21 protein-coding genes and 4 tRNA genes are annotated in these 22,288 nt (G+C 52.6%); 12 read left to right on the forward strand and 13 right to left on the reverse strand.

The window, feature by feature from the left end; genetic code table 11:
- Positions 1-55 precede the first annotated feature (55 nt).
- Positions 56-1,162, reverse strand: coding sequence for a tRNA (adenine-N1)-methyltransferase (locus KO216_RS05955; protein WP_215523339.1), 1,107 nt, complete (start codon positions 1,160-1,162; stop codon positions 56-58).
- Positions 1,163-1,224: 62 nt separating this feature from the next.
- Between KO216_RS05955 and KO216_RS05960 the strand changes: the two genes are divergently transcribed.
- Positions 1,225-2,085, forward strand: coding sequence for a RecB family exonuclease (locus tag KO216_RS05960; RefSeq protein WP_215523340.1), 861 nt, complete (start codon positions 1,225-1,227; stop codon positions 2,083-2,085).
- Here KO216_RS05960 and KO216_RS05965 read toward each other — a convergent pair.
- Complete coding sequence (locus KO216_RS05965; RefSeq protein WP_215523341.1) at positions 2,082-2,723, reverse strand: HAD family hydrolase; 642 nt, start codon at positions 2,721-2,723, stop codon at positions 2,082-2,084. The genes KO216_RS05960 and KO216_RS05965 overlap by 4 nt on opposite strands.
- A gap of 15 nt (positions 2,724-2,738) precedes the next feature.
- Positions 2,739-3,569: an undecaprenyl-diphosphate phosphatase gene (locus tag KO216_RS05970; RefSeq protein ID WP_215523342.1), complete on the reverse strand. Its 831-nt coding sequence runs from the start codon at positions 3,567-3,569 to the stop codon at positions 2,739-2,741.
- A 240-nt stretch (positions 3,570-3,809) separates the two neighbouring features.
- Between KO216_RS05970 and KO216_RS05975 the strand changes: the two genes are divergently transcribed.
- A complete protein-coding gene (locus KO216_RS05975) occupies positions 3,810-4,745 on the forward strand; it encodes an aldo/keto reductase (RefSeq protein WP_215523343.1) in 936 nt (311 codons plus the stop codon).
- 7 nt (positions 4,746-4,752) lie between these two features.
- Here the strand turns inward: KO216_RS05975 and KO216_RS05980 are convergent, their stop codons facing one another.
- The 4 genes from KO216_RS05980 to KO216_RS05995 all read right to left on the reverse strand — a co-directional run bounded on the left by KO216_RS05980 (position 4,753) and on the right by KO216_RS05995 (position 7,743).
- Complete coding sequence (locus KO216_RS05980; protein ID WP_215523344.1) at positions 4,753-5,172, reverse strand: DNA primase; 420 nt, start codon at positions 5,170-5,172, stop codon at positions 4,753-4,755.
- Between the two features lie 38 nt (positions 5,173-5,210).
- Positions 5,211-6,305: an FAD-dependent oxidoreductase gene (locus KO216_RS05985; RefSeq protein ID WP_215523345.1), complete on the reverse strand. Its 1,095-nt coding sequence runs from the start codon at positions 6,303-6,305 to the stop codon at positions 5,211-5,213.
- Positions 6,306-6,483: 178 nt separating this feature from the next.
- Positions 6,484-6,996: a pyrophosphohydrolase domain-containing protein gene (locus tag KO216_RS05990; RefSeq protein WP_251451927.1), complete on the reverse strand. Its 513-nt coding sequence runs from the start codon at positions 6,994-6,996 to the stop codon at positions 6,484-6,486.
- Between the two features lie 15 nt (positions 6,997-7,011).
- The gene (locus KO216_RS05995; RefSeq protein ID WP_215523346.1) at positions 7,012-7,743 is read right to left on the reverse strand and encodes an HAD family hydrolase; all 732 of its coding nucleotides are present in this window, start codon (positions 7,741-7,743) and stop codon (positions 7,012-7,014) included.
- Between the two features lie 142 nt (positions 7,744-7,885).
- Between KO216_RS05995 and KO216_RS06000 the strand changes: the two genes are divergently transcribed.
- Positions 7,886-7,976, forward strand: a tRNA-Leu gene (locus tag KO216_RS06000).
- 58 nt (positions 7,977-8,034) lie between these two features.
- Here KO216_RS06000 and KO216_RS06005 read toward each other — a convergent pair.
- Positions 8,035-8,850: an alpha/beta fold hydrolase gene (locus KO216_RS06005; RefSeq protein ID WP_215523347.1), complete on the reverse strand. Its 816-nt coding sequence runs from the start codon at positions 8,848-8,850 to the stop codon at positions 8,035-8,037.
- A gap of 326 nt (positions 8,851-9,176) precedes the next feature.
- On the opposite strand from KO216_RS06005, the gene KO216_RS06010 reads away from it, so the two are divergent.
- The 6 genes from KO216_RS06010 to KO216_RS06035 all read left to right on the forward strand — a co-directional run bounded on the left by KO216_RS06010 (position 9,177) and on the right by KO216_RS06035 (position 15,816).
- Positions 9,177-11,747: a DMSO/selenate family reductase complex A subunit gene (locus tag KO216_RS06010; protein ID WP_215523348.1), complete on the forward strand. Its 2,571-nt coding sequence runs from the start codon at positions 9,177-9,179 to the stop codon at positions 11,745-11,747.
- 39 nt (positions 11,748-11,786) lie between these two features.
- Positions 11,787-12,137: a twin-arginine translocase TatA/TatE family subunit gene (locus tag KO216_RS06015; protein WP_215523349.1), complete on the forward strand. Its 351-nt coding sequence runs from the start codon at positions 11,787-11,789 to the stop codon at positions 12,135-12,137.
- A gap of 193 nt (positions 12,138-12,330) precedes the next feature.
- On the forward strand, positions 12,331-13,017 hold the full coding sequence (locus KO216_RS06020; protein WP_215523350.1) for a DMSO/selenate family reductase complex B subunit: 687 nt from the start codon (positions 12,331-12,333) through the stop codon (positions 13,015-13,017).
- Between the two features lie 40 nt (positions 13,018-13,057).
- Entirely contained in the window at positions 13,058-14,071 is a 1,014-nt protein-coding gene (locus KO216_RS06025; RefSeq protein ID WP_215523351.1) for a dimethyl sulfoxide reductase anchor subunit family protein, read from the forward strand.
- Positions 14,072-14,081: 10 nt separating this feature from the next.
- Complete coding sequence (locus tag KO216_RS06030) at positions 14,082-14,813, forward strand: TorD/DmsD family molecular chaperone (RefSeq protein WP_215523352.1); 732 nt, start codon at positions 14,082-14,084, stop codon at positions 14,811-14,813.
- Between the two features lie 19 nt (positions 14,814-14,832).
- Entirely contained in the window at positions 14,833-15,816 is a 984-nt protein-coding gene (locus KO216_RS06035) for a hypothetical protein (RefSeq protein ID WP_215523353.1), read from the forward strand.
- A 48-nt stretch (positions 15,817-15,864) separates the two neighbouring features.
- Here the strand turns inward: KO216_RS06035 and KO216_RS06040 are convergent.
- From KO216_RS06040 to KO216_RS06050, 3 genes are all read right to left on the reverse strand, one after another.
- Positions 15,865-15,938 (reverse strand) — tRNA-Val (locus KO216_RS06040).
- Between the two features lies 1 nt (position 15,939).
- Positions 15,940-16,010: transfer RNA gene (locus KO216_RS06045), tRNA-Cys, on the reverse strand.
- A 36-nt stretch (positions 16,011-16,046) separates the two neighbouring features.
- Positions 16,047-16,122 (reverse strand) — tRNA-Gly (locus tag KO216_RS06050).
- A gap of 229 nt (positions 16,123-16,351) precedes the next feature.
- Between KO216_RS06050 and KO216_RS06055 the strand changes: the two genes are divergently transcribed.
- A complete protein-coding gene (locus tag KO216_RS06055; RefSeq protein WP_215523354.1) occupies positions 16,352-17,257 on the forward strand; it encodes an SPFH domain-containing protein in 906 nt (301 codons plus the stop codon).
- Between the two features lie 89 nt (positions 17,258-17,346).
- Positions 17,347-19,671 (forward strand): BCCT family transporter, encoded by a 2,325-nt coding sequence (locus KO216_RS06060; RefSeq protein ID WP_215523355.1) that lies wholly within the window; start codon positions 17,347-17,349, stop codon positions 19,669-19,671.
- 121 nt (positions 19,672-19,792) lie between these two features.
- Here KO216_RS06060 and KO216_RS06065 read toward each other — a convergent pair whose 3' ends face one another.
- A complete protein-coding gene (locus tag KO216_RS06065; protein ID WP_215523356.1) occupies positions 19,793-20,782 on the reverse strand; it encodes a hypothetical protein in 990 nt (329 codons plus the stop codon).
- A 39-nt stretch (positions 20,783-20,821) separates the two neighbouring features.
- Between KO216_RS06065 and KO216_RS06070 the strand changes: the two genes are divergently transcribed.
- Positions 20,822-21,526 carry a DUF4191 domain-containing protein gene (locus KO216_RS06070; protein WP_215523357.1) on the forward strand — a complete coding sequence of 235 codons (705 nt, stop codon included), beginning with the start codon at positions 20,822-20,824 and terminating at the stop codon, positions 21,524-21,526.
- 54 nt (positions 21,527-21,580) lie between these two features.
- Here KO216_RS06070 and KO216_RS06075 read toward each other — a convergent pair whose 3' ends face one another.
- Positions 21,581-22,288, reverse strand: a complete 708-nt coding sequence (locus tag KO216_RS06075; protein ID WP_215523358.1) for a histidine phosphatase family protein — start codon at positions 22,286-22,288, stop codon at positions 21,581-21,583.

The raw sequence follows: 22,288 nt of genomic DNA on the forward strand, positions 1-22,288 counted from the left end.
TCAGCCTATTAGTTTTGCCCGCTAGCTGCCGCAAGTGTCCAAGGTGGCAAACATTTTAGGAGGGCGCACCCAAGCTAGTGTCGGGCTCAGGCGGGGGTGAACTGACTTCAGATCTATTACCACGTACCCAGTATTCGGCGCGGTTCACTAGGTCGCGGCGCACCCGGCGAGTCTTCCTCTCCGCAGGGTTGCGTTGCCCGACTTGTACCTCTTCCCAGTTGTTTTCCGGATTCCATTGCCCCCCGTTGATTTTCGCCGCTTTAGTAGCATTACCGAGTTTTTTCGGTCTTGCGGATTCTGGCGCCAAAGTGCGGCAAGTAACCAAGAAGCCGGTGTGTCCCACCATCTGATGTTCCGGTCGCAGCGCTAACCCCTCGGTATGCCATTGTCTTTGGATAGTTTCCTCGCTGGCAGTAAACCCATAACGCCCATCACTTCTAAGCGCCTCTACCAGGGTAGACATCTGAGTAACGGTAGTAACGTAACAGCACAGCACCCCTCCGGGAACCAGCAGCTTATAGAGGGTATCGAGGTGGCTCCAAGGGTCTAGCAGGTCGATGACAGCGCGATCAAAATAGTGGTTGCCGTAAATATTTTCCAGGTTGATTTCCCCGAGGGAGCCGCGGCGTAGCTGCCAGGCAGGATGGGGCTGAGCAAACCACAAATCCACGTTCGCCTGGGCGATATCGGCGAAGTCTTCTCGTTCTTCTAGCGAAACCAACTCCCCGGTTTCCCCGATCATTTCTAATAATGAAATCGTGAGCGCCCCAGAACCCGCTCCACATTCAAAAACGCGAGCACCAGCGAAGATGTCGGCAGATTGCAGGATTTGAGCCGCATCCTTCGGGTAGATAATGGCGGCACCTCGGGGCATCGAGAGGGTATAGTCCAGGCGGCGCGGGCGAAAAGCCAAGAATTCTCGCCCTTCCCGGGAACGAATCAGGGTACCTTCTTCTCGCCCTAGCAGCTCCGCCAAAGCGAAAGAAGCTTTCGCAGTGTTAAACCAACCATTTTGGGTGATAGTGACAGTATGTAAATCCCCGGAGGCACCTTGGAGCTGCACCCGGTCACCTACCCGAAAGGCTCCCCTCCGGCGCCCGAGGGCACCCCTTCGGCCCGCGTCCGCTTGTGCCTGCGCATTTGCTGGTTCTTTGTGAGTCATCTTCCTAATTCTAGCGGTTATTAGTTTCTTCAGGCACGGCGCCCTCACCCTAGAATACTGTTATGAGTTCTTCTAAACGCGCCGCTGCCCTTTCCCCCTCTAGAATCGGTACTTTTCGCAACTGTCCCCTACAGTTCCGTTTCCAGGTAATCGATAAACTCCCCACTAAAGAATCTCAGGTACGTCAGCGAGGAACCTTGGTACATGCGGCGCTGGAGCATCTTTTCGACCTGCCAGCTCCAGAGCGCACTTTTTCCGCAGCTAGCAGCAAAATGGAAGAAGCTTGGGAAAAAACAGTTAGCGAAAAACCGGATTTACTGACCGAACTTTTCGAGGAAGACAAAAGTGAAGAAAACCAGTTCTTAGAAACTGCCCGCCAGCTGTTAGCTAATTATTTTCAGATGGAAAACCCCGATCGCCTAAGCCCCGCCCACCGAGAAAAATATCTGCGAGTTACTGATAAAGAGCGCCTTAACCTGCATGGGTACATTGATCGGGTAGATATTTCTCCCACCGGCTTGGTGCGAATCGTGGATTATAAAACCGGTAAAGCCCCTGCCGAGCGCTATATCGCCCCCTATCAGTTCCAGATTCGTTTTTATGCGCTGCTGTGGTATCTAACGCAAGGGGAACTGCCTGCCCGCCTACAATTACTGTTCCTAAAAGACCGCCAGGTCTACACCTACACCCCCACCCCGGCCGATATCGACGCCACCAGCGAGGAAATCCTCGCGGTTTGGGAACAAATCGCTGCCCAGGCACGTTCGGGTTACTTCCCGCCGCGTCGCTCCCCGCTGTGTAATTGGTGCGACTACCGCGCTTACTGCCCACTCATGGAGGGAACCGCCCCGGAGATTTCCAGTGAGGGCGTGGCACAGCTGCTTACTGTCCAGGCAGATTTAGAGGACGAAACATCCCTTTAAGCCAAAAGCTCTTTAACATCCTGTAGGCTCATCTGGGCTACCGAGCTAAAACGTGCCGCGGAGATTTCAGGAATATCCCTTCCCCCTACCAACGCTAATCTTGCCCCCGCGTCCTTACCGGAGGCTAGTCCGGGCGCAGAATCTTCTACTACCAAGCAATTTTCTATCGGTACTTGCAACCTGCGCGCCGCCAGCCGGTAGGGGTCGCCAAAAGGTTTTTGCCGCATATTCGGCTCGGTGCCGGTCACCATCACTTCTAGAGAACCTGCGGGGGCGGTGGCGCATACCTCGCGCACCAAAATTTCATAAGAAGCTGACACCAGAGCAGTGGGAATCTTAGCTGCAGCCAGTTCCCTTAGTAGTTCACGCGCCCCCGCCATCCAGGGAACTCCTTGGTGAATATAAAAGTCATGCATCTTTGAAATCATCATCTCGATGACCTCGTGAGGTGATAGCGGCAGATTTTTGCGCTCAATCATTATCGAGGCGCTATTAACCAGGGAGTTTCCGGTTAAGGCCTGCCCGTCCTCGTAGCTCCATACCTGGCCAAAATCAGCAGCTATCTCCTCTTCTGCGCGTTGCCAGAGTGGCTCGGAATCAATTAAGGTTCCGTCCATATCAAAAAGAACAGCCCCCATGATCCTCCTTTATTTTTAAGCGAAAGCCGAGAGGGCGCCCACGGCCAGGGCGACTCCTACCGCAGACCCTAGTAGCAGCCGGTAGATGACGAAGGGTGTGAAAGTTTTAGTTTCCAGCAGGCGCATGAACCACACGATCACCGCGTATCCCACAGCGAAAGCCACCACGGTCGCAAGAATCGTAGCCCCCCAACCTACAGGGTTGTTTCCTACCGATTTAGCGGCCTGGTAAAAGCCGGAAGCAAATACTGCCGGCATCGCCAATAAGAAAGAATAACGGGCAGCAGCTACCCGGGTAAAACCCATTAGACGTCCGGCAGTAATAGTTCCCCCAGAACGAGAAACCCCCGGTACCAGTGCTAACGCCTGTGCCAAGCCAAAGAGGATTGCTTGCCCCCAAGAGAGCTGATCCAGGGTTTTTTCTTTCTTACCCCAACGGTCGGCTGCCCCTAAGAACAGGGCGAAGACAATCAGCATCACCACCGTGATCCACATATTGCGGAACTCTTTTTCAATCCAATCTTGGCCTAGTAGACCTAAGATTCCGATCGGCAGGGAGCCGACGATAATCATCCAGCCCATCCGGACATCCGGATCGGATTGATTAACTCCGCTGCGCTCGGGGGCAAAAGCTTGGAACCACTTGCCCACTATCCGGCTAATATCTTTCCAAAAGTAGATTACAACGGCGGTTTCTGTCCCAATCTGGGTAATTGCCGTGAATGCAGCACCGGGATCCTCACCAAAAAGCGAGCCTAGAATCCGCAGGTGGGCAGAGGAGGAAATCGGCAGGAACTCGGTCAATCCCTGCACCAGACCCATAATGATGGCTTCAAAAGTATTCACGACCACCTAGCCTATCGCCTTCGCGGTCGATACTCCCCTCCTACCTAGGTGTTTTCCCTCACGCCTCACAGTTATTACCTCGGTGCTCCCTTTTGCCGGGGTTGCCCTACTCCAGCTAGCCGCGCTTAGCGACTTTGCAACTTCGATCGAAACCGCTCATGCTTCTCCAGTTCGCTCCTATTTTCTACTCTTACGCCGTGCCTGAAAACTTCTGCGACCCTTGCCCCTTAGCCTGGAAATATGGAACAAAGAAGATTAGGACGTACCGGACTTTTAGTTTCTAGCCTGGGGTTAGGAACTCTCACCTGGGGGCGAGACACTGACCTGGAACAGGCCAGCGAACAGTTAAGAATGTTCCTAGATGCCGGGGGAAATTTACTGGATACCGCTTCCACCTATGGGGAAGGAGAGGCTGAAAAGCTGATCGGCACTTTGCTAGATGGTGATTTTTCCCGCGATGACCTGGTGATTTGTTCTAAAGCGGGGGTGCGCGCCGGGGATCCTCCTTCGGTAGATGCTTCGCGGGCGAATCTTTTGCGCGGCCTGGATGAGACTTTAGAGCGGCTAGGTACCGCCTATATTGACTTGTGGTACGTCCACCACTATGACCCGTTTGTGCGGGTAGAAGAAACTCTAACCGCGCTAGAGATGGCGCTGCGTTCGGGACGGGCTCGCTATGTGGGGGTATCAAATTATCCGGCCTGGGCAATGGCGGAGCTAGCGGTAATGCTGGGGCAAGATCGCTACGAGGTAGCTGCGGTGCAAGGCGAATACTCGCTACTTAACCGCCAGGTGGAAGAAGAAGTGTTAGCGGCAGCCGAGCACTTTGACTCTAGTTTTATCGCCTGGTCGCCCTTGGGACGCGGAGTTTTGACCGGTAAATATCAAACCAATATTCCCCCGGATTCCCGGGCTGCTTCCCAACATTTGCAGGGGTTTGTTGCCCCTTATCTTTCTTCCGACTATCAGCCGATTATCGAGGCTGTCTTGGCGGGGGCAGAAGGACTGGAGTGGGATCCTCTCAAACTGGCTTTGGCCTGGGTCAAGGATGCTCCTGGAGTTACCAGTGCCCTAACCGGGGCGCGCACCGCTGGGCAATTCGCGGCGGTACTAAAAGCTGCAGACGCGCATGTTCCCCACCAGATTCGGGTGGCCTTAGATGAGGTAAGTTCTTAGAGCGAATTTAGCCCTCGTCGTCTTCGTCGTCCTCGTCGAAGTCATATTCGTCGCCATAAAGGACTTCTTCGGCTTCATCTAGATCTTCATCGCTATCTTCTTCGTCGTCCTCGTCGAAGTCGTATTCTTCATCTTCGTCGAAGTCTCCGTCGTAGTCTGCGGATTCTTCCTCTTCTAAAACCTGGTCTACGTGGTCAAAAAGAGTATCGGAGTCGATATCTTCATCATCGAAAATATCTAGGGGAAGATCGCATCCCAGCTGGGAATATAGGGCTTCATCATAGGCGGAGAATGCGGATTCTAATTTTTCACCCGCCAAAGCTACCTGGGGATCAGATTCGGGATCTTCAGCGGCGCGCGCGGCCTCCAGATGAGCTTGCAGCGCCCCCACGAAATTATCGAAGGTCACTTGTAAACGGTCAGCCACGATACACTACCCCCTTGGCCTTAGAGCAACCTGAACGCTTAGGGCAGGTGAAGCTGACCGCGAATCATGGTCACCATCAGGTCGGTGCCCTTGATTTCTGCGGTTTCTTCCGGTCCGACGATCCGCGTCGTACCGTCGGGGTCAACTAGCTGCGAGGCGCCACCATCGGGGCCTAACGGCAAAATGACCCACTCCTTGCCCGGAGCATAGGTTGTCGAAGGAACCCGCCCAGAAAGTTGATCGCGAATATTCGCAATCACTACGCGGGCGTGAGCGCGGGCAGCATCTGCTCGCTTTGATTCTGGCACATCGGTAATGTCACCAACTGCGTAGACATTTTCCATGTCTTTAACGCGCAGGTGTTCATCTACCATAACGGTGCCATTTGCATGCATTACTTGGGAATATGACCCGTGGAGGTATCCGGAAGAAGTTTGCGCTCCATAGCATAGGAACCACATATCGGCTTCGATAGGTACCCCGGCCAGGGTTTCAACCCGGAAGGTGGAGAGCATACCGACATCCGTAGGAGGCATGTAAGCTAAGGGGGCGCCCAGTACCAGCTCGATACCGCGTTCTTCTAGCTGTTTCGTTATGGTTTCGCGCAAGGAATCCAGGTATCCGGGAGTTCCCAGAATATACGGCTCCTTGTCAACCATGATGATCTTCAAATCGGGGTAAGTAGAGGTGAGCTCACCAGCGAATTCCACGCCAACGGTGCCCGCACCGACCAGCATCACTCGTTTCGCCCGCGCCAAGTTGTCGCGGGTTTGGTCTAGGCGAGCTTTAGCTACCGAAGCCTGAGAAACCATGTGTTTTGCCGGGAAGGGGTAGGTGGTTCCCGTTGCCAACACCAGGAAATCTGCCTCGATAGGATCGTGCCCGGCTACATAAACCGTACGACCATCTACGCGCATACAAGTACCATGAACAACCTTGCCACGTTCCAGCAGCCTGCTGTAAGGCATAAATACGGTGTGACCCCACACGGAATCGACCGCTGCCCTAAGCGCCGCAGCATGGTGCACGAACTGGTCTTTTTGTTCGACCAGCGTGACGTCTGCTACGTCATCCAGGCCACCTGCCACGGTTATGCCTCCATAACCGCCGCCAATGACTACTACTTTAGCCACGCTACCTCCCCTTTTTATCTGCTCTCGGTAATACCCAAACAGATGCGAGCTAAATCAGACCGGAACCCGCTGCTCGCCACCTGTCAGGTAGCGAACAAAAAGTTACCAACCTAAAGATTGTTTCTTCGGTTTTACTCTACCTTACGCTATCAAAAAGAACTACTCTTTCGTAACCATCCTACTCAGGAATAGAAGTTTTTAACGCTTTTTTGATGTTTGGCGGAAAGAAATTTTTTCCTTTGAGTACTTTCCCGTCTTCGCGATAAATCGGCTTGCCCTCTGAATCCAGTTTCGAGAGGTTCGAGGCCTGGACTTCCCGCAAAACGGCCGGCAGTGAAATCCCGCATTCTAGAGCCATTCCATAGATTACGTAAACCAGGTCGGCGAGAGCATCAGCGGTCTCAATCGTGTCGCGGGTACCGTCATCAGGCAAGGAAGAAATGGTTTCTTCTAGGAGGCGGCGAGCCTCGGCTCCGTAAACCGCGCCGGTAAGTTCACTAACTTCCTCGTAGATTAAACGCATCCGCATATGCACCCGCTCGCGATCTACCTGCGCCTCGTCGTGTTGAATCGGCAGACCGTAGACCTGATGAAACTGTCGCACTAAATCTTCTGGGCGGTGTGGGTCGGGAATCTGCTGTTTCAGTTCGGGCTTCCCCACTGGCTGCACGTTCGCGTCCTCGTTAATCAAAATTTTCCCTTTCTTTTATTTCTTTGCCAGCAAAGTATTTTTCAGTTCTGCCACCGAAGTCACCCAGGGCGCACCTGGGAACTCCTCTCGGCTGCCTGCTCCCCAAGACACCCCGATTACCTCGATACCGATGTTCTTTGCAGCCTGATAGTCATCTTCGCGGTCTCCCACCATGACTGCTCGCCCGAGCGAACTTTCCATTCCCAGCTGCTCCAGGGCATAACGGATCACTCCCTCTTTGCCACGGCGAGTTAGGGGGTTAGCAATATCGCGGGGATCCTCGGCGCTAGTTCCGGTTTTCTCTTGAGTGCCGGCGGTGTAATCAAGGTAGGGACTCATTCCGGTTCCCCGCGCAATCTCCCGCACTAATTCTTCTAGTTTCGAGGAGGCAACCGCTATCTTCATCCCCTTGCCATGCAGCTGTTCCAATAGTTCTTTGATTCCTGGAAATAGCGGCACCTGGGTCATACGCGGCCGGTAAAAGCGCCGATAAACTTCTACCGCTTCATCCAAGCTACTGTCCGGTAGATCCAGGTATTTCTTGAAACCAATTCGCAGCGGCGGCCCTACAAAACGTTTAAGTTGCTGCGGAGTTTGCTCACTCAAGTGGTAGTGGGAAATAACTTCCTGCACTCCCTGGGTAATTAGGGGAACGGAATCGGTCAGGGTGCCATCCATATCGAAAATCACGGTCTGGAAATAATTTTTCCCCATCGGTTTGTGTTTCTTCCCTTCGGCTGCTGCCATTTCTTTGACTTGAGGATGTGTACCCCGGTTCTATTGTAGGCAGCTTTTGTACGAACTTAATTTTGGAGGTTTAGCTCCTCACTTTTTCGCCCTCACTTTTTCTGCGGGCTCAAAGGTGTGCTAATCTCACTGGTGTCCTCGAGCGCGGGTGGCGGAATCGGTAGACGCGCTAGCTTGAGGTGCTAGTGGCCAACTTAACGGCCGTGAGGGTTCAAGTCCCTTCCCGCGCACCAGCGGTTTTTGCGCTATTTCCCTACATCTTCGCCCCTACCATCCCGGATAGTGGGTGTTTTAGTTGGTTTCCGCAGGTTTTCCTGCGGCCTCAAGTGTTGCTTGCACAAATAAATCATCGGCTTCTGCTGGTTGTTGGTGTCCCATCCCCGGAACTAAGTGCAACTGAGAGTGCTGAATTAGGCGATGCAATTCCCGACCGGCAGCTGCCGGGATTACCGGGTCTTTTTCTCCGTGCACAATCGAGGTCGGCACTTTGATTTCCTTCAGGCGTTGAGCCCACGGCGCGGTTCGCTCCATGGCTTGACGCTGGCGCTCTGTGCCCTCCCAGCTAAAACCGCGCTGCCAACACCTTGCCACTAAATCGTGTAGTCGCTTTTCCTCCCAGGGATATTTAGAACCGGCGATCTCTGTTATCTGGTGAAAGTGCCAGGCTAGGAACTGGTCGCGATTGGAAAAAGGTACTTCCCGCACCGGTTTTACCAGCTGCGTACTGCTTTTTGCATAGGTAAAGAACAGCCCTAGCCCGGAAACCAATTGGGGGTAATCGAGGGCTAACAGTTGGGCGATTGCCCCTCCCATAGAGCGTCCGGTAACTGTGGCCGGCGATCCGTAAAAGCGAATCAAGGCTGCCACGTCGTCCGCCATATCCCGCAAATCGTAAGGGCAGGGAGCAGGCGAGGAGCGCCCTACGTCCCGGTTATCAAACCTGATAACGAAGAATCTTGCGTCCGCCAGGCGCTGGCAATAGCTTTCAGGAACCGAAACCAGTTGAGCCCCGTGTCCTTCGATATGAATAATGAGCGGATCGCCCGGATTCCCGAATTCTTCGACGCAGATGGTTCTTCCGCCGTCCAAAGAAAGCATTTTTTCCATGTCCTCAGCCTACGCCCGCCAAAAGAGCACCCCCAGATATCCCCCGACCCTAAAGTGTGGAAAATCCACTTTGGAGCAGAAAGGCGTTTCTTAGCTGTTTAGCAAAACGAAACTCTCCCCTTGCCTAAATAGGGAAAGAACTTTTGGGTTTTTAAGTATCAGCAAGGGATTTTAAGGAAAGAAATCGGAATAACCCCAGGATTTAAGCCTTATTTTCGGAGAATTAACCAGACAATTGAATATCTCCATTTTCTACCGCTTTCCCCCTACAATTGGGTGAGATTTGCCGGCGTGGGCGAATCGGTTTATTCGACAAGGAGTAAATAATGCGAGCGGTGCAACCGGCCAATACCCGTCCTTCTCGGCGTACCTTCTTAAAATGGTCAGCGATAGCTGGCAGCACTACTGGACTGGTGGCCTGCTCCGCCCCCTCGCCCTACTCCCCCGACAAGAACGGAAAACTAGTTGCAAATGGCACCGGACGCACCGATGTGGACAAAACCGTCTGGTCAGCCTGCACGGTAAACTGCGGTTCGCGATGCCCGGTGCGTTTGCAAGTAAAAGATGGTCGGGTGGTGCGGGTACTGCCTGATAACACCGGTAACGATGAACTGGGCAGCCAACAGGTGAGGGCGTGTCCGCGAGGACGCTCCATCCGCCACCGGATTTACAATCCCGATCGCTTAAAAAAGCCCATGAAGCGCAAGCCGGGTACTAAACGTGGTGAAGGACAATGGGTGGAAATCTCTTGGAAGCAAGCCCTCGATGAAATTGCCGAAAAGATGAAGGCACTGAAAGCCAAGTACGGAAACGAGTGTTTCTATATCCAATACGGCACCGGAGTTCTGGGTTCCACTATGGCTTGTTCCTGGCCTCCCGAAGCCACCCCCATGGCGCGGATGCTTTCCCTGTATGGCGGCTACTTGGATCACTATTCTGACTATTCCACCACTAATATCACTCAGGCTTACCCCTATTTCTACGGCGATTGGGTCGCTGGAAACAGCTTCGATGATGCGGCGAACTCCAAGCTCCAGGTAATGTTTGGCAACAACCCCTTGGAGACCCGAATGTCTGGTGGGGGGCAAACCTTCGTCACCCAAGCTACGAAACGTAAATCCGGGGTAAAAACCATCGTTATTGATCCCCGGTACTCCGAAACCTCGGTGGCGCTCGGTGACGAGTGGGTGGCGCTGCGTCCAGGCACCGACGCCGCCCTGATCGCCGGCATGATTTATGTGATGGTCAAAGAAAACCTGCAGGATCAGGCATTCTTAGATAAATACTGCATCGGCTTCGATGAGGATCATATGCCCGAGGGCGCGCCCGAAAACGCCTCCTATCTGGCTTATTTGCAGGGCAAAGGTAAAGATAAAACCGCTAAGACCCCCGAGTGGGCAGCCAGGATTACCGGCGTTCCCGCGGACGAAATTCGCCGCCTCGCCCGGGAAATCGCCTTAGCGAAACCCTGTACCATCACCCAAGGCTGGGGACCACAACGGCACGCTAACGGGGAAGGGATCGCCCGCGCAGTATTCCTACTGGCCTGCGTAACCGGGAATATCGGTTTGAAAGGCGGCGGCACCGGAGGACGCGAGGGCGGACAGGCTCTGCCGATTACCCGAACTTTCAACACGGAAGTGGCCAATCCTTCCGAAAAAATCATTTCCGTCTTCAGCTGGTTAGATGCTATTGACCACGGTCCCAAGATGGATACCTTCAATGCCGGAGTGGGAGTTAAACCAGAACCGGGCGTACGCGCCCTAAAGGTACCGGTGGATGAAGCCGGTAATCCCACCAACACCAAGTTGGAGGTTCCGATTAAAGCGGTCTTCAACTATGGATCGAACTCGCTGGTAAACCAGACCGGAGACAACAACAAATCAGTAGAGATCCTGCAGGATGACACCAAGTGCGAACTCATTGTCACCTGCGACATTATGCATACTGTCAGTGCCCGCTACTCCGACTATCTGTTACCGGGCACCTCTACTTCCGAAGAATCTGACTACCACAGCGGGGAAAATGCCACCCCGATGGCTTACGGCATTGTTTCCCAGCAAGCTATCAAACCGCTCTACCAGTGCAAATCTATTTTTGATATTTGCACCGAACTGGCCGATCGCCTAGGGGTTAAAGACAAGTTCACCGGAGGTAAGACCCGGGAGGAATGGCTGAAAGAAATCGTTGAGACCGGGCGCGCTGAAGACCCCACTCTGCCCACCTATGAAGAGTGGAAGAAAGTGGGGATCGTCCGCCGCAACGCGGGTTCCGATATTCCTTTGGAAGATTTTCGTAAAGACCCGGCGGCGAATCCGCTCAGTACTCCTAGCGGCAAGATTGAGATTTATTCCCAGCGCCTAGAAAATATGGCAAAAAAGTGGACTTTCGGAGATTTTCGTCCTCGCCTAGACGGTGACGAACTCTGCCCCATCCCCGCCCACCTAGCTACTTGGGAGGGAGCTGAGGATGCCGCCAAGAATAAGAAGTATCCGCTGCAAGTAATCGGGCATCACTTCAAAGCCCGTACTCACTCCAGTTACGGCAACGTGGATTGGCTCAAAGAAGCCCATATTCAAACCGTGTGGATGAATCCGAAAGATGCGGAAGAACGCGGGATTAAGAACGATGATTTGGTGTTCGTCTACAACGAACGCGGCACTTTGCGCCTACCCGCCAAGGTCACTACCAGAATTGTTCCGGGAACCATTTCGGTACCCCAGGGCGCCTGGTACGATCCCAAGCCGGCTTCGGAGGTTACTCCCCCCGAGGGTGCAAATCCGAAGAAACCGGTGGACGTGGCCGGTTCGGTGAATACTTTAAGCTCACTGCACCCAACTCCGATTGCTAAAGGCATGGGGGTTCATACTATTTTGGCGCAGGTAGTTAAGGCCTAGGCCGGATGTGGTCGCGTTAGGTAAGCGAGGTTAGCAGCAATGTTTGGGATTAGTGGCAGCGAGTTCTTAGTGTTGGCGGTGGTCGCTGCCCTGGTGCTAGGTCCAAAGAACGTGGCGCAAGCACTTACGGCTCTCCGCAAAGTTCTCGCCAGTTTTCGCGGCTGGTCTGCCAAGTTGCGACAAGAAACCTCTGGGGAATTTGCGGGGCTAACTCCCGAAGATTTAGAGAACCTAAAAGTGTTGCGGAATCTCAACCTCGCTAGGTACAGCCCTAAACAGATGATTCGGGAAACTATCCAAGAAGAAATCGAAGCCTGGGCGCAATCAGCCAGCGAATCCGGGGAGGTGTTAAAAAATGCCGGCTCCTTAAATACAGAAAATAAAGATTAAAGATAGCGAAAATAATACAAAAAGGGAAGGGCGTTTAGTTGATTTCCTAGCGGAATAAAGCAATCATGCAATGCCCTAAAAATCACGAAAAATACCACTATTACCTGCAAGAACAGTCAATCTCATATATTTGTTAAAAGGCAGCAAGTGGGGCTGCCAGAGTTATTTCAACAGTCTTCGCAAGGAGGACGCAATGGCCGAAGATGCGATTCCTACTCCCGGCAGGAATAACACTTTAAGCGAGCCTTTAACTAAGAAGGGCGCGAAATACGGTTTCGTGTTTAACCAAAACCTTTGTAATGGTTGCAAGGCCTGCCAAATCGCTTGTAAAGATAAGCACGATTTACCGGTGGGAATGTCCTGGCGGCGGGTTATCGAATATACCGGTGGTTCCTGGAGAATAAATGAAGCTGACGGAACTTTCCACCACAATGTTTTCAGTTACTACACCTCCATTGCTTGTAATCACTGCGAAGATCCTATCTGTGTCCATGTCTGCCCCACTACCGCCATGACCCGGCGCGAAGACGGCACCGTCTATGTGGATCAATCTAAATGCGTGGGTTGCCGCTATTGCCAGTGGGCTTGCCCCTATGGCGCACCGCAACTGGATGCTCGCAGTGGGCATATGTCGAAATGCGATTTGTGCTACGACTATCGCAGCCAGGGGCAAAATCCCGCATGCGTAGATGCTTGCCCCACTCGCGCCCTCGGATGGGGGCCAATCGAAGCCCTGCGTAAAGAATTCGGTCAGGAAGCCGGAATCGCTCCCCTACCTGATCCTTCGATTACTCACCCACATCTGGTTATTAGGCCGCACCGCGACGCCCAAGAATGGGATAAGGGCTCCGGTATTATCCAAAGTCCCAAAGAGATATAAACCGTGAATACCGTATTCACCAGCTAGGTTAAGGAGCATCATGCATATCGGCGAACTGCCCATGATTATCTTTACTACTGTCGCGCAAATGTCAGTAGGGGCGTTTTGGATTCTGGGAATCATCCAGCTGATTGGACGGCGCGCAGGGATTGATAAATCCGCGATTGACAGTCTGACCAATGCGGGAATGTACGCGGCAGGGCCGCTACTGGTTCTGGGGTTCTTTGCGGCGTTCTTCCACCTTAATGACCCTTTCCACGCTCCGTTTACTCTATTGCATTTGGGATCGTCTTGGCTTTCGCGAGAACTGATCTCCGGGGTGCTTTATGCTCTATTCGGTCTGATTTTTGCCCTCACCCAATGGTTTAACCGTTTCAGCCGGACTGTCCGTGACGTGTTCGCAGCCCTGACCGCTCTAGCAGGTTTGTCGTTGGTGGTGTCGATGTGCGGAGTTTACTTCTTCGCGATGACCGTTCCCGCCTGGCATACCTGGTTCGTTTGGGTTTCTTTCTTTTCCTCTGCCTTCTTTACCGGCTCCCTGGCGGTGGCGTTAGCGCTACTGACCACTTGGCGGATGAAACTGCGCGGAGCCAGTGAAAAGCACGGTGAACCAAAGAATGCCTGGCAAAAACTAATCGCTGCTCTGCGCCGCGGGCTATTTCCTCCCGGAAAACTACCGGAGGGCTTAATCGATCTGACCAAGCGGTCGATGCGGATTACTACCGGGATAGCGGCCGTGGCAGGGCTAATTATTTTAGTTTCTTACGCCTTCTTTATGACCCAGCTTGGTCTGGGTAGCCCGATAGAACAGCAAGTCGCTCGAAACATGATGGCGCACGGCTACCTGACAATCAGGCTGATACTGCTGGTAATCACCATTTTGCTGATTGCATTGGTGTTGCGGAATTACCTCTCCAATACCGCCTATCCCAAGAAATTCTTGGTGGTTACCCTGTGGGTAACTTTCTTCCTAGCTTTAGCTACCGAGTTAATCGGGCGGGGTTTGCACTACGAGGGGCTGGTGCGTGCCGGTATCAACACGCTCCTGGGGTAGAAATTAACCTATGGAGCCCAAAGTACTAGATTCTTTTGCTGCTGCTTTTTGCGTCCTGGGAGCGCTGCATCTAAAGCCTCCCAGCAGCTCGGTGGTCAAAGAATTTTTATCCCAATCTAGTCAGTGGCCACTGCCCTTGACTCCCCAGGGTGAGGCCGCGCTGAAAGAGTTACGTTCCTCCCTCCCCAATAATCCCTCTGAAGAGGATGTTTACGCGCTGTGGGCGGATCAAAACCAGCTGTACGGAATCACTGGCGCCGCCCAGCTTTCCCCCTATGAGTCGGTACAACGCGGCGAGGACGGCCTAGTTTTTGATCAAGAGACTATTGAAGTTCGTCGCTACTATGGGGCGATGGGATTCGAAGCTCCCCACCTGGGCAGCGAACCTGATGACCATATCGGTCTGGAGATGGACTTTTTAAGTAAATGCCTCCTAAAAGCCGCCGATGATTTCGCAGCCGGTCAAGAGGAACAGGCCAAACAATCTTTAGGAGTCGCCCGTCAGTTTTGCGGCGAGCATCTTTTAAGCTGGGGACCCGATTTTTTTGCCGAGGGCGCGAAACTGGCTGTAACTCCCTGGCTGCGCGGCATTTGTATCCTATCTGTGCAGGCGCTTTCTCAGTGGCAGCAGGCGCTGATCGATGCCGGCTATCAGTTAGACATAGCTCCCCGTCAACGCCAATCTACCTTGGAAGATTCTTCTGGGGTCGTGCCCCTAGAACTTACCCGCCGTCCCCACTAAGAACAGAGGCGCTAGCATCTTGATTCCTCGTAAATTTTCCGCTTTATTGCGCTGGATCAGCGCCCAAGACCCGATTAACACCCTGGTTATTAGCTGCGAAAGCCTACCGGCGATAACGGTGGGGAAAAAGGATGCCCATCTGTATTGGCAAGGCTGCCTAGGGGAAAGTTTTAGCGCCGATCTGGCTGCTCAGCTGGTGGCAAGCGATATCGAAACTTTGCAAATTATTGGTTGTTCTCAGTGTGAGCGCTCCCTGGAAGAAAAGCTATTAGCGGCCAGGACGCGCCTCGGGAAGTTGTTGGAAAACTACCAGCCTCCAAAGAAAGCGGCGCGCCATCCCCGTGAGGTCACCTTGGAGGCTGTCCCCCTCCCCCGGCGTTTGTTGCTGCCGATTGCTTCTCGCGCACCCCTAGATTTGTCGCTCTCTCATGCGGGGCGTACTTTCCAGGCCTACCATCTTTTAGCCAAAGAACACCGGATCGAAAATCGAGTAGCTAAACCCACCGAGTCTTCCCCTAACAGTCCGGCGGTAGAATCTGCATCCTCCTCAAAGGTAAATACCCAATATGAGGGTACTAGCCAAGATACTGACTTTTTGCCGAAGTGGGAACGGATAGATATTATTCATCTGCTGCGTTGCCCGGATTGTAACGCACAGGTGCGCCAGTGTCCGGCCAATGAAGGTCTTAATCTCAACGCTGCGGGCAGTAACTGGCAACAGCTGTGTCCTGATTGCCGCCTGGCAGTGCGTTACTGTCCCCAGCACTCTGAGGCAGAAATAGCTAGCCAGGCTTCATTAGAGGTTTTCACCGCCCTTAAACACCAGCAAAATTCGGAAGAAATCACCGAATGCCAACGCTGCAAGAATCCCCATCCGGCCAGTGAGGGCGAGCTGTGTGCCCTCTGCAGTTACCAAGAGGAAAACCCGTTTTCTGCGGCCATGCCGCAAGCGGTACTAAAGACTCTCCCTGCCGAGTTACAAGAGAAGCTGCGCGGGGTATAGCCCGAAACTACAGAAAAATAAAAGCCGCTCCCTGGGGAGCGGCAAGAGTGGGCGATACTGGACTCGAACCAGCGACCTCTTCCGTGTCAAGGAAACGCGCTAACCAGCTGCGCCAATCGCCCGAGGTGGGTACGGGATTTGAACCCGTGTACACGGCTTTGCAGGCCGCTGCCTAACCACTCGACCAACCCACCATACCGAAAAGGCGCCGCACAGGCGACGCCCTCTCCTGGAGCGGATGACGAGACTCGAACTCGCGACCCTCACCTTGGCAAGGTGATGCTCTACCAACTGAGCTACATCCGCGTTGCGTATGAAAGTATATCTGGAAAGTTGTAGGTTTTACCAAACCATCTCTGCGTGGGTCTGCTCACAGCCACCTCTAGCTGGGGTTTCAGGACGCAAAATCCCTTATTAGCTAGCGAAAGACAACACAGAGAAAACTCATTGAATAAATTTCAAAGCGCACACCGCAAACAGGGTTGATATTCTCTAAATATCAACCAAGTCAGGATTATCTCTAGAGGAGTTACAGATGATGGGTATTTTAGGTAGCAGCATGATCGTATTTTTACTGCTGCTATTTTTTATTGGATATTTCTTGTTCTCCGCGATTTTTATCGTAAAGCAGCAAACTGAAGCAATCATCGAGCGTTTTGGAAAATATCGCCGGGTATGCACTCCCGGGCTAAACATCAAGATTCCAGTTATTGACCGCATCGCCAAGATCGTAGAACGGCGTATCCAACAGCTGGATCTGGTGGTAGAAACCAAAACTAAGGACAACGTGTTCGTAGCCATTCCAGTTTCGGTGCAGTTCCAGGTGCAAGACTCGGCGGCCTCGTTCTATTCCCTAGCTAACCCTGCCCAACAGATTACCTCCTATGTTTTTGACCGGGTACGTTCTTCCCTTTCCCAGTTGAACCTAGATGAAGCTTTCTCTTCCAAAGACACCATTGCCCAAGAAATTGAGATTTCTTTGGGTGAACAGATGGCGCGTTACGGTTTCAGAATCGTGAACTCGCTGGTAACTGACATTAACCCGGATAAACGGGTGCGGGATTCTATGAACTCTATTAACGCTGCCCAGCGGGAACGGGAAGCTGCGATCCAGCTAGCCGAAGCCGATAAAATCAAGCTGGTGAAACAGGCGGAAGCGGATGCAGAATCGAAACGCCTCCAGGGTGAAGGTATCGCTTTGCAGCGCCGCGCCATCGTAGAAGGACTGGTAGAGCAATACGAATCTTTACGCGATGCCGGTATCGGTGACCAGGCGCAACAGATTTTACTAATGACCCAGTATTTTGACACTTTGGCCGAGGTAGCCAAGTCTTCCAATACCCAAACCTTAATGTTGCCTTCTAATCCCACCGGGGTAACCAACACGATGGAGGAAATTCGCACCTCCCTAGTTGCCGGTCTAAAGGCTGCTGGGCAATAGCAAAACTGACTTCAGCCCGCTCGAGGGGTACCCTGGTAACGGTTCAGTTCCCAAAGATAGATAATAATAACTAAGTATCGTGAATAAGTATGACGAAGAATAATCAGCAAAAACCGACGCCATCAGAACAGGATCCCTCCAAGAAAAATAGGTTTCGCCAGCGCAGACGCCGCGGGCGTGGCGAAGAATTACGCGTCCTCTTAGACAAATACGATCGCCGGATTTCCCACCTCGAGCAGAGCGATCCCGAACGAGCGCAAATAGTAGCTTCCCGCACTCAACATTTACGGCAAGCTCTCGCAAATAAAGTTTCTGCCGAACTAGAAGATTCTTCGACACCCAAATCTGCTGTTTTAGGTGAGGACGCGAGTGTCGCAGATGGCACTAGCGACAGTCCAAGTACAAACGCTCCGGCACATGCCAGTGCTTGGCGACGGGGAACCCAGATTGCCCGGGAGCAAACCCAACATTTGCTGCATAAAGTACCTTACCCACACGGCATGCACCCGGGACTGGTTCGCGGAATCGCGATTGATGAACAGATCATCAAATACCGCACCGATAAAGTGGTGTTCTTGTGTACCGGGGCTTTGGTATTAGCTTTCATCCTTTGGGGGATAATTTCTACCGATTCCCTGCGCACTGTTTCTGATGTGGCATTGCAGTGGGTAGTAGATAATACCGGATGGTTATTCTCAATCCTGGCCGCAGTGATTTTACTGTTTATGCTGTTTGTGGGACTTTCCCGCTATGGAAATATTCCTTTGGGACGCGATAACGAAGAACCGGAATACTCTTATGGCTCTTGGATAGCCATGATGTTTAGCGCGGGGATGGGAATTGGTCTGCTATTTTTCGGCCCCTACGAACCAATGATCTACTTCACCAACCCCGCTCCTCACTCCAGCGCTAAACCCGGAACCTATCAGGCCTTAAATGATGCGATGTCGCAAACTATGCTGCATTGGGGATTAAATGCTTGGGCAATTTATGCCCTGGTGGGATGTGCGATTGCCTACGGCACCTACCGGCGGGGACGGGTACCCCTAATCTCCTCGGTTTTCGCACCCTTACTGGGTCATAAATTTTCCCAGGGTGGGATTGGGCAAGTAATCGATATGCTGGCGATTACCGCTACCTTGTTCGGCACCTGCGCTTCCCTGGGGATGGGCGGCATGCAGATTAGGCGGGGCATCGAATTAGTTTCCGGGATAGGCAGGATCGGTAACGCGGGCTTAATAATCATTATTTCTGTGCTGACCGCGGCTTTTATTGCTTCAGCGGTTTCCGGGATTTCCCGCGGAATCCGGCTGCTGTCCAATATCAATATGGGCTTGGCTTTTTGCTTAATGGCCTTTATTTTCTTGGCCGGCCCCACGGTATTCATCTTGAATCTGGTGCCTTCCACCTTGATGAACTATCTTTCTGACCTATTCGGATTACTGGCGACCTCCCCCTCCTACGGACCGCAGGCCGGCGAGTTTGCTTCTACCTGGACGGTTTTCTATTGGGCTTGGTGGATCTCCTGGTCTCCGTTCGTGGGACTATTTATCGCCCGGATTTCTCGCGGGCGCACTCTGCGCCAATTTGTGACTGGAGTTTTACTGGCTCCCACCTTGGTTTGCCTGATTTCATTTTGTATTTACGGGGGAACCACCATGTATCTGCAGATTCATGGAGCGGATATGCCTTTGCAGGAAGGCGCAGAAGTGATGTTATTTGCCCTTTTGCAGCAACTACCGCTAACAAAAATTACTTCTTTAGTGGCCATGTTTTGTTTGGCGATTTTCTTTATTACCTCCGCAGATTCTGCCTCGGTGGTAATGGGTTCGCTTTCACAACAAGGCAAACCAGTTCCCGACCGTAAAATCACCGTATTTTGGGGACTGTGCCTGGCCGGTATCGCGGTAGTCGGGATGCTGGTAGGGGGACAAGATGCCCTACAGGGGATGCAGAACTTGATTATCGTGGCTTCTCTACCTTTCGCGATTATCATAGCGGGGATGATTTTTGCGTTGCTGCGAGATCTATCTCGCGATCCTTTCACCATTAGGCGTAACTTTGAGCGTTCTGCCCTCTCCAAAGCGGTAATTGGGGGACTGAAGAGTTACGGAGATGATTTCAAGATCGTAGTGGTGCCCACGAAAGAGGGCGAGGGCGCCGGCGCAGATTTTGATTACACTACTCCCGAGATGACCGAATGGTATCGGCGTACTGACACCGAGGGAAATCCCATCGACTATGACTATGCTTCCCAAACCTACCTGGACAAGCAAGGTAACCCGGTGTACTGGAATGAGGAAGAGGAAACCTACGAGGATGCCGCCGGTAACCCGGTTCCCTGGGAAAGCGTGGAAGATACCTCTAAAGACGAGGAATCCTCAAAAGAGATCACAGCCGACACTGAGAAATAGCCGCTAGCGTTTCTCACCTTGCTGACTGCGCCGAGGGGCACTCCGCGACGCCTAGCGGCTCTGTGGCTGCCGTCCCTATTTGCTAGTTGCCAGCTTGGCGAGGCCCTTTTCGCGCGTGTTTTTATAAACCGCCCGCCAGTTGCCAAGATCCCGCAGCTAGTAGCGCGATCGATGCCGCAGGGAGCAGCCGGCGCACCCATAGTTTCCAGGCGGCAGGGGGCTGGGTAAAAATCTCTATATCAGCTGTTCCCGATGCCTCATCTAAATCTGCAGTCTTATGCTTAGTGGCTTTAGCTTTTAACCTTTCCCAGGCCGGTTTGGCTAAATAGGTTTCAGCTGATGCCGCGACCGCTTCCTCTGGCGCAGAAAATTTATCTGGCTGGGAATAGATCCCTTTTGGAGGGGGCGCGGGGGCAGGTTTTTCTTTCTCTATGCGAGGAGCGAACGAGGAAGCGGGAGCCGGAAAGCTGCAGTCCGTAAAAGCTGGAGTTTTCCTGCTCACCAGCGACGCCATCCCCGGATTTTTTGGTTTACCAGCTGCCTGTGGCGGGCGATCAATAGCTTTGATTTTTCCTGGGGTGGCAGTTGAAGTATTGTTTGTCCCTTTTGGGGATAGCTGAAAAGCATCGTTAACTAAAGCAGTATTATCGATCCCGCTTCGCTGCTTTGCTCGCGATTTTAGCGCAGGTTCAGCCGCTAGTTTTAAGCTCTGACCCCTCTTGGGGAATACTGTCCTTGACCCGCTGGCAAGTATCCGCGGTTTTTCTAGATTTTTTGATCCAGTCGCACTTAGGCACATAAATGGACGCACTAACCAGTTTTCCCCATGCTCATCCTTAATCAGATGCGGGCAGGGAAAAGAAGTCTTCCCGCGCGGCACTATCAATTGTAAAACTGGCAGAAGTTCCTCAGTTACTGGAACTGCCACCCAGTTTTTACCTGACTGTTCTTCGATTTTACTTTGCCGGTATCCCCCCGGATCTCCAGCTACTTTTAGGGCGCATTTTGTTTCCATACCTTCACCCAACTCCCCTTTTAGGTCTTTGTCACCTGATTTTCCACAGCCGCCAGTTTCATGTTCCTTAATCACTGCCTGGGGATAATGTCTCAATATACGATTTACGCATTTTTTCGATAGGCTTAGAACATCATGGCTACACAAAATAACCCGCAGAAGAAAAAGCACTGGTGGAACAACATCGCGGATGTTTACCGCGTAACTAAACGCAGCTATCCCTGGATTGGCTGGGCTATGCTGGCTGCCTTATTGGCAGTACCTCTGATAGTGCTAATAATCTGCATCCTGGTTCCCTTCAGCATCGGGCGCAGCATCTTTTACGTAATTGTCGGACTCTCGCTCGGGATGTTGCTGGCCACCACCCTGCTAACGCGTCTGGCTAATAGCGCCATGTATAAGCAGCTCGAGGGAGTTAAAGGCAATGTTTACGCGGTTTTGCGTTCTATTAAACGCGGCTGGATTGTTGAGCAAGAGCCGGTAGCTATCAACCGCAGGCAAGATTTGGTGTACCGCCTGGTTGGACGGCCAGGGATTGTTCTTATTTCCGAAGGCCCCGCCTCGCGGGTTGCCGAGCTGCTGAGCGACCAAGAGCGCAAATGTCGCCGGGTCGCACCCTCGGTACCTATCCATAAAATCCAGTCGGGGCAGGGAAAGAATCAGGTTCCCATCGGGAAGCTACTGAAAACCATTAACCGCTTGAAGAAAGAGATTAGTAAGGACGAGGTTCCGATTGTGGGGCAGCGTCTGCAATCTTTGCAAAGCAAAGCCTATCGTCTACCTGGCGGGGTGGATCCGGCAAAAGCAAAAATGAATCGCCGGATGTTCCGCGGAAAATAATCGCCAAAGGTTACCCTTGGCCTTGAGCAGCCATTTCAACGCTAAAAGTAGCGTTTAATCAGATTTTTCTTCAGGTGTGCCCAGCACTTTATCTAGTAGTGCCTTCGAGGGACGCAGTTCAGTTACACTCTCGTCAACTTCCCATTCCCCTACGGGACGCGAAGACCAAATTTTAGCTGAGAAGTTCCCCGGCTCGCCCTCAAAAACTGATAGTGAAGCATTTGAAACCGGTTTGGTGGCCGCCAGCGCAAAAGTAATCTCCGGAGTGCTCATATAGGACCAGTAGCGGATGATCGCGCCATGAGCCACTATCACTGCACAACCATCCGCGCCCACCTGGTCGGCTGCCGCTGCCACCACCCGGTTAAAACGCGTCAGAGTTTCCGCGCCGCTCTCCCCGCCTTCCATTCGCACCTGGGTATCCCCCTGCATCCAGGCTCCAATAGTGCTCACATATTTTTCTACCGAGGCCATATCGGTAGCCATTTCTAGATCCCCTGCCTGCACCTCATTAGCTTTACCGCTTTGTATCCGAGTGAGGCCAAAATATTCCTCTAAAGGTCGGGCGGTCTGGTGGGTACGAATCAGATTCGAGGTCACAATTAGCTGAGGGTCGGGCAAGCCGAGTTGCTCCCAAGTTTTTACCGCCGCATGTGCCTGTCGCTGTCCCTCCTGGTTAAGCGGGGCACCCGGCTCAGCAGTATCCAGCGCGCCAGTAATATTCGCGCTAGTTTGCCCGTGTCTCATCAAAACCAGTTTCAT

The organism is Varibaculum prostatecancerukia, assembly GCF_943169825.2.
GTDB lineage: Bacteria > Actinomycetota > Actinomycetes > Actinomycetales > Actinomycetaceae > Varibaculum > Varibaculum prostatecancerukia.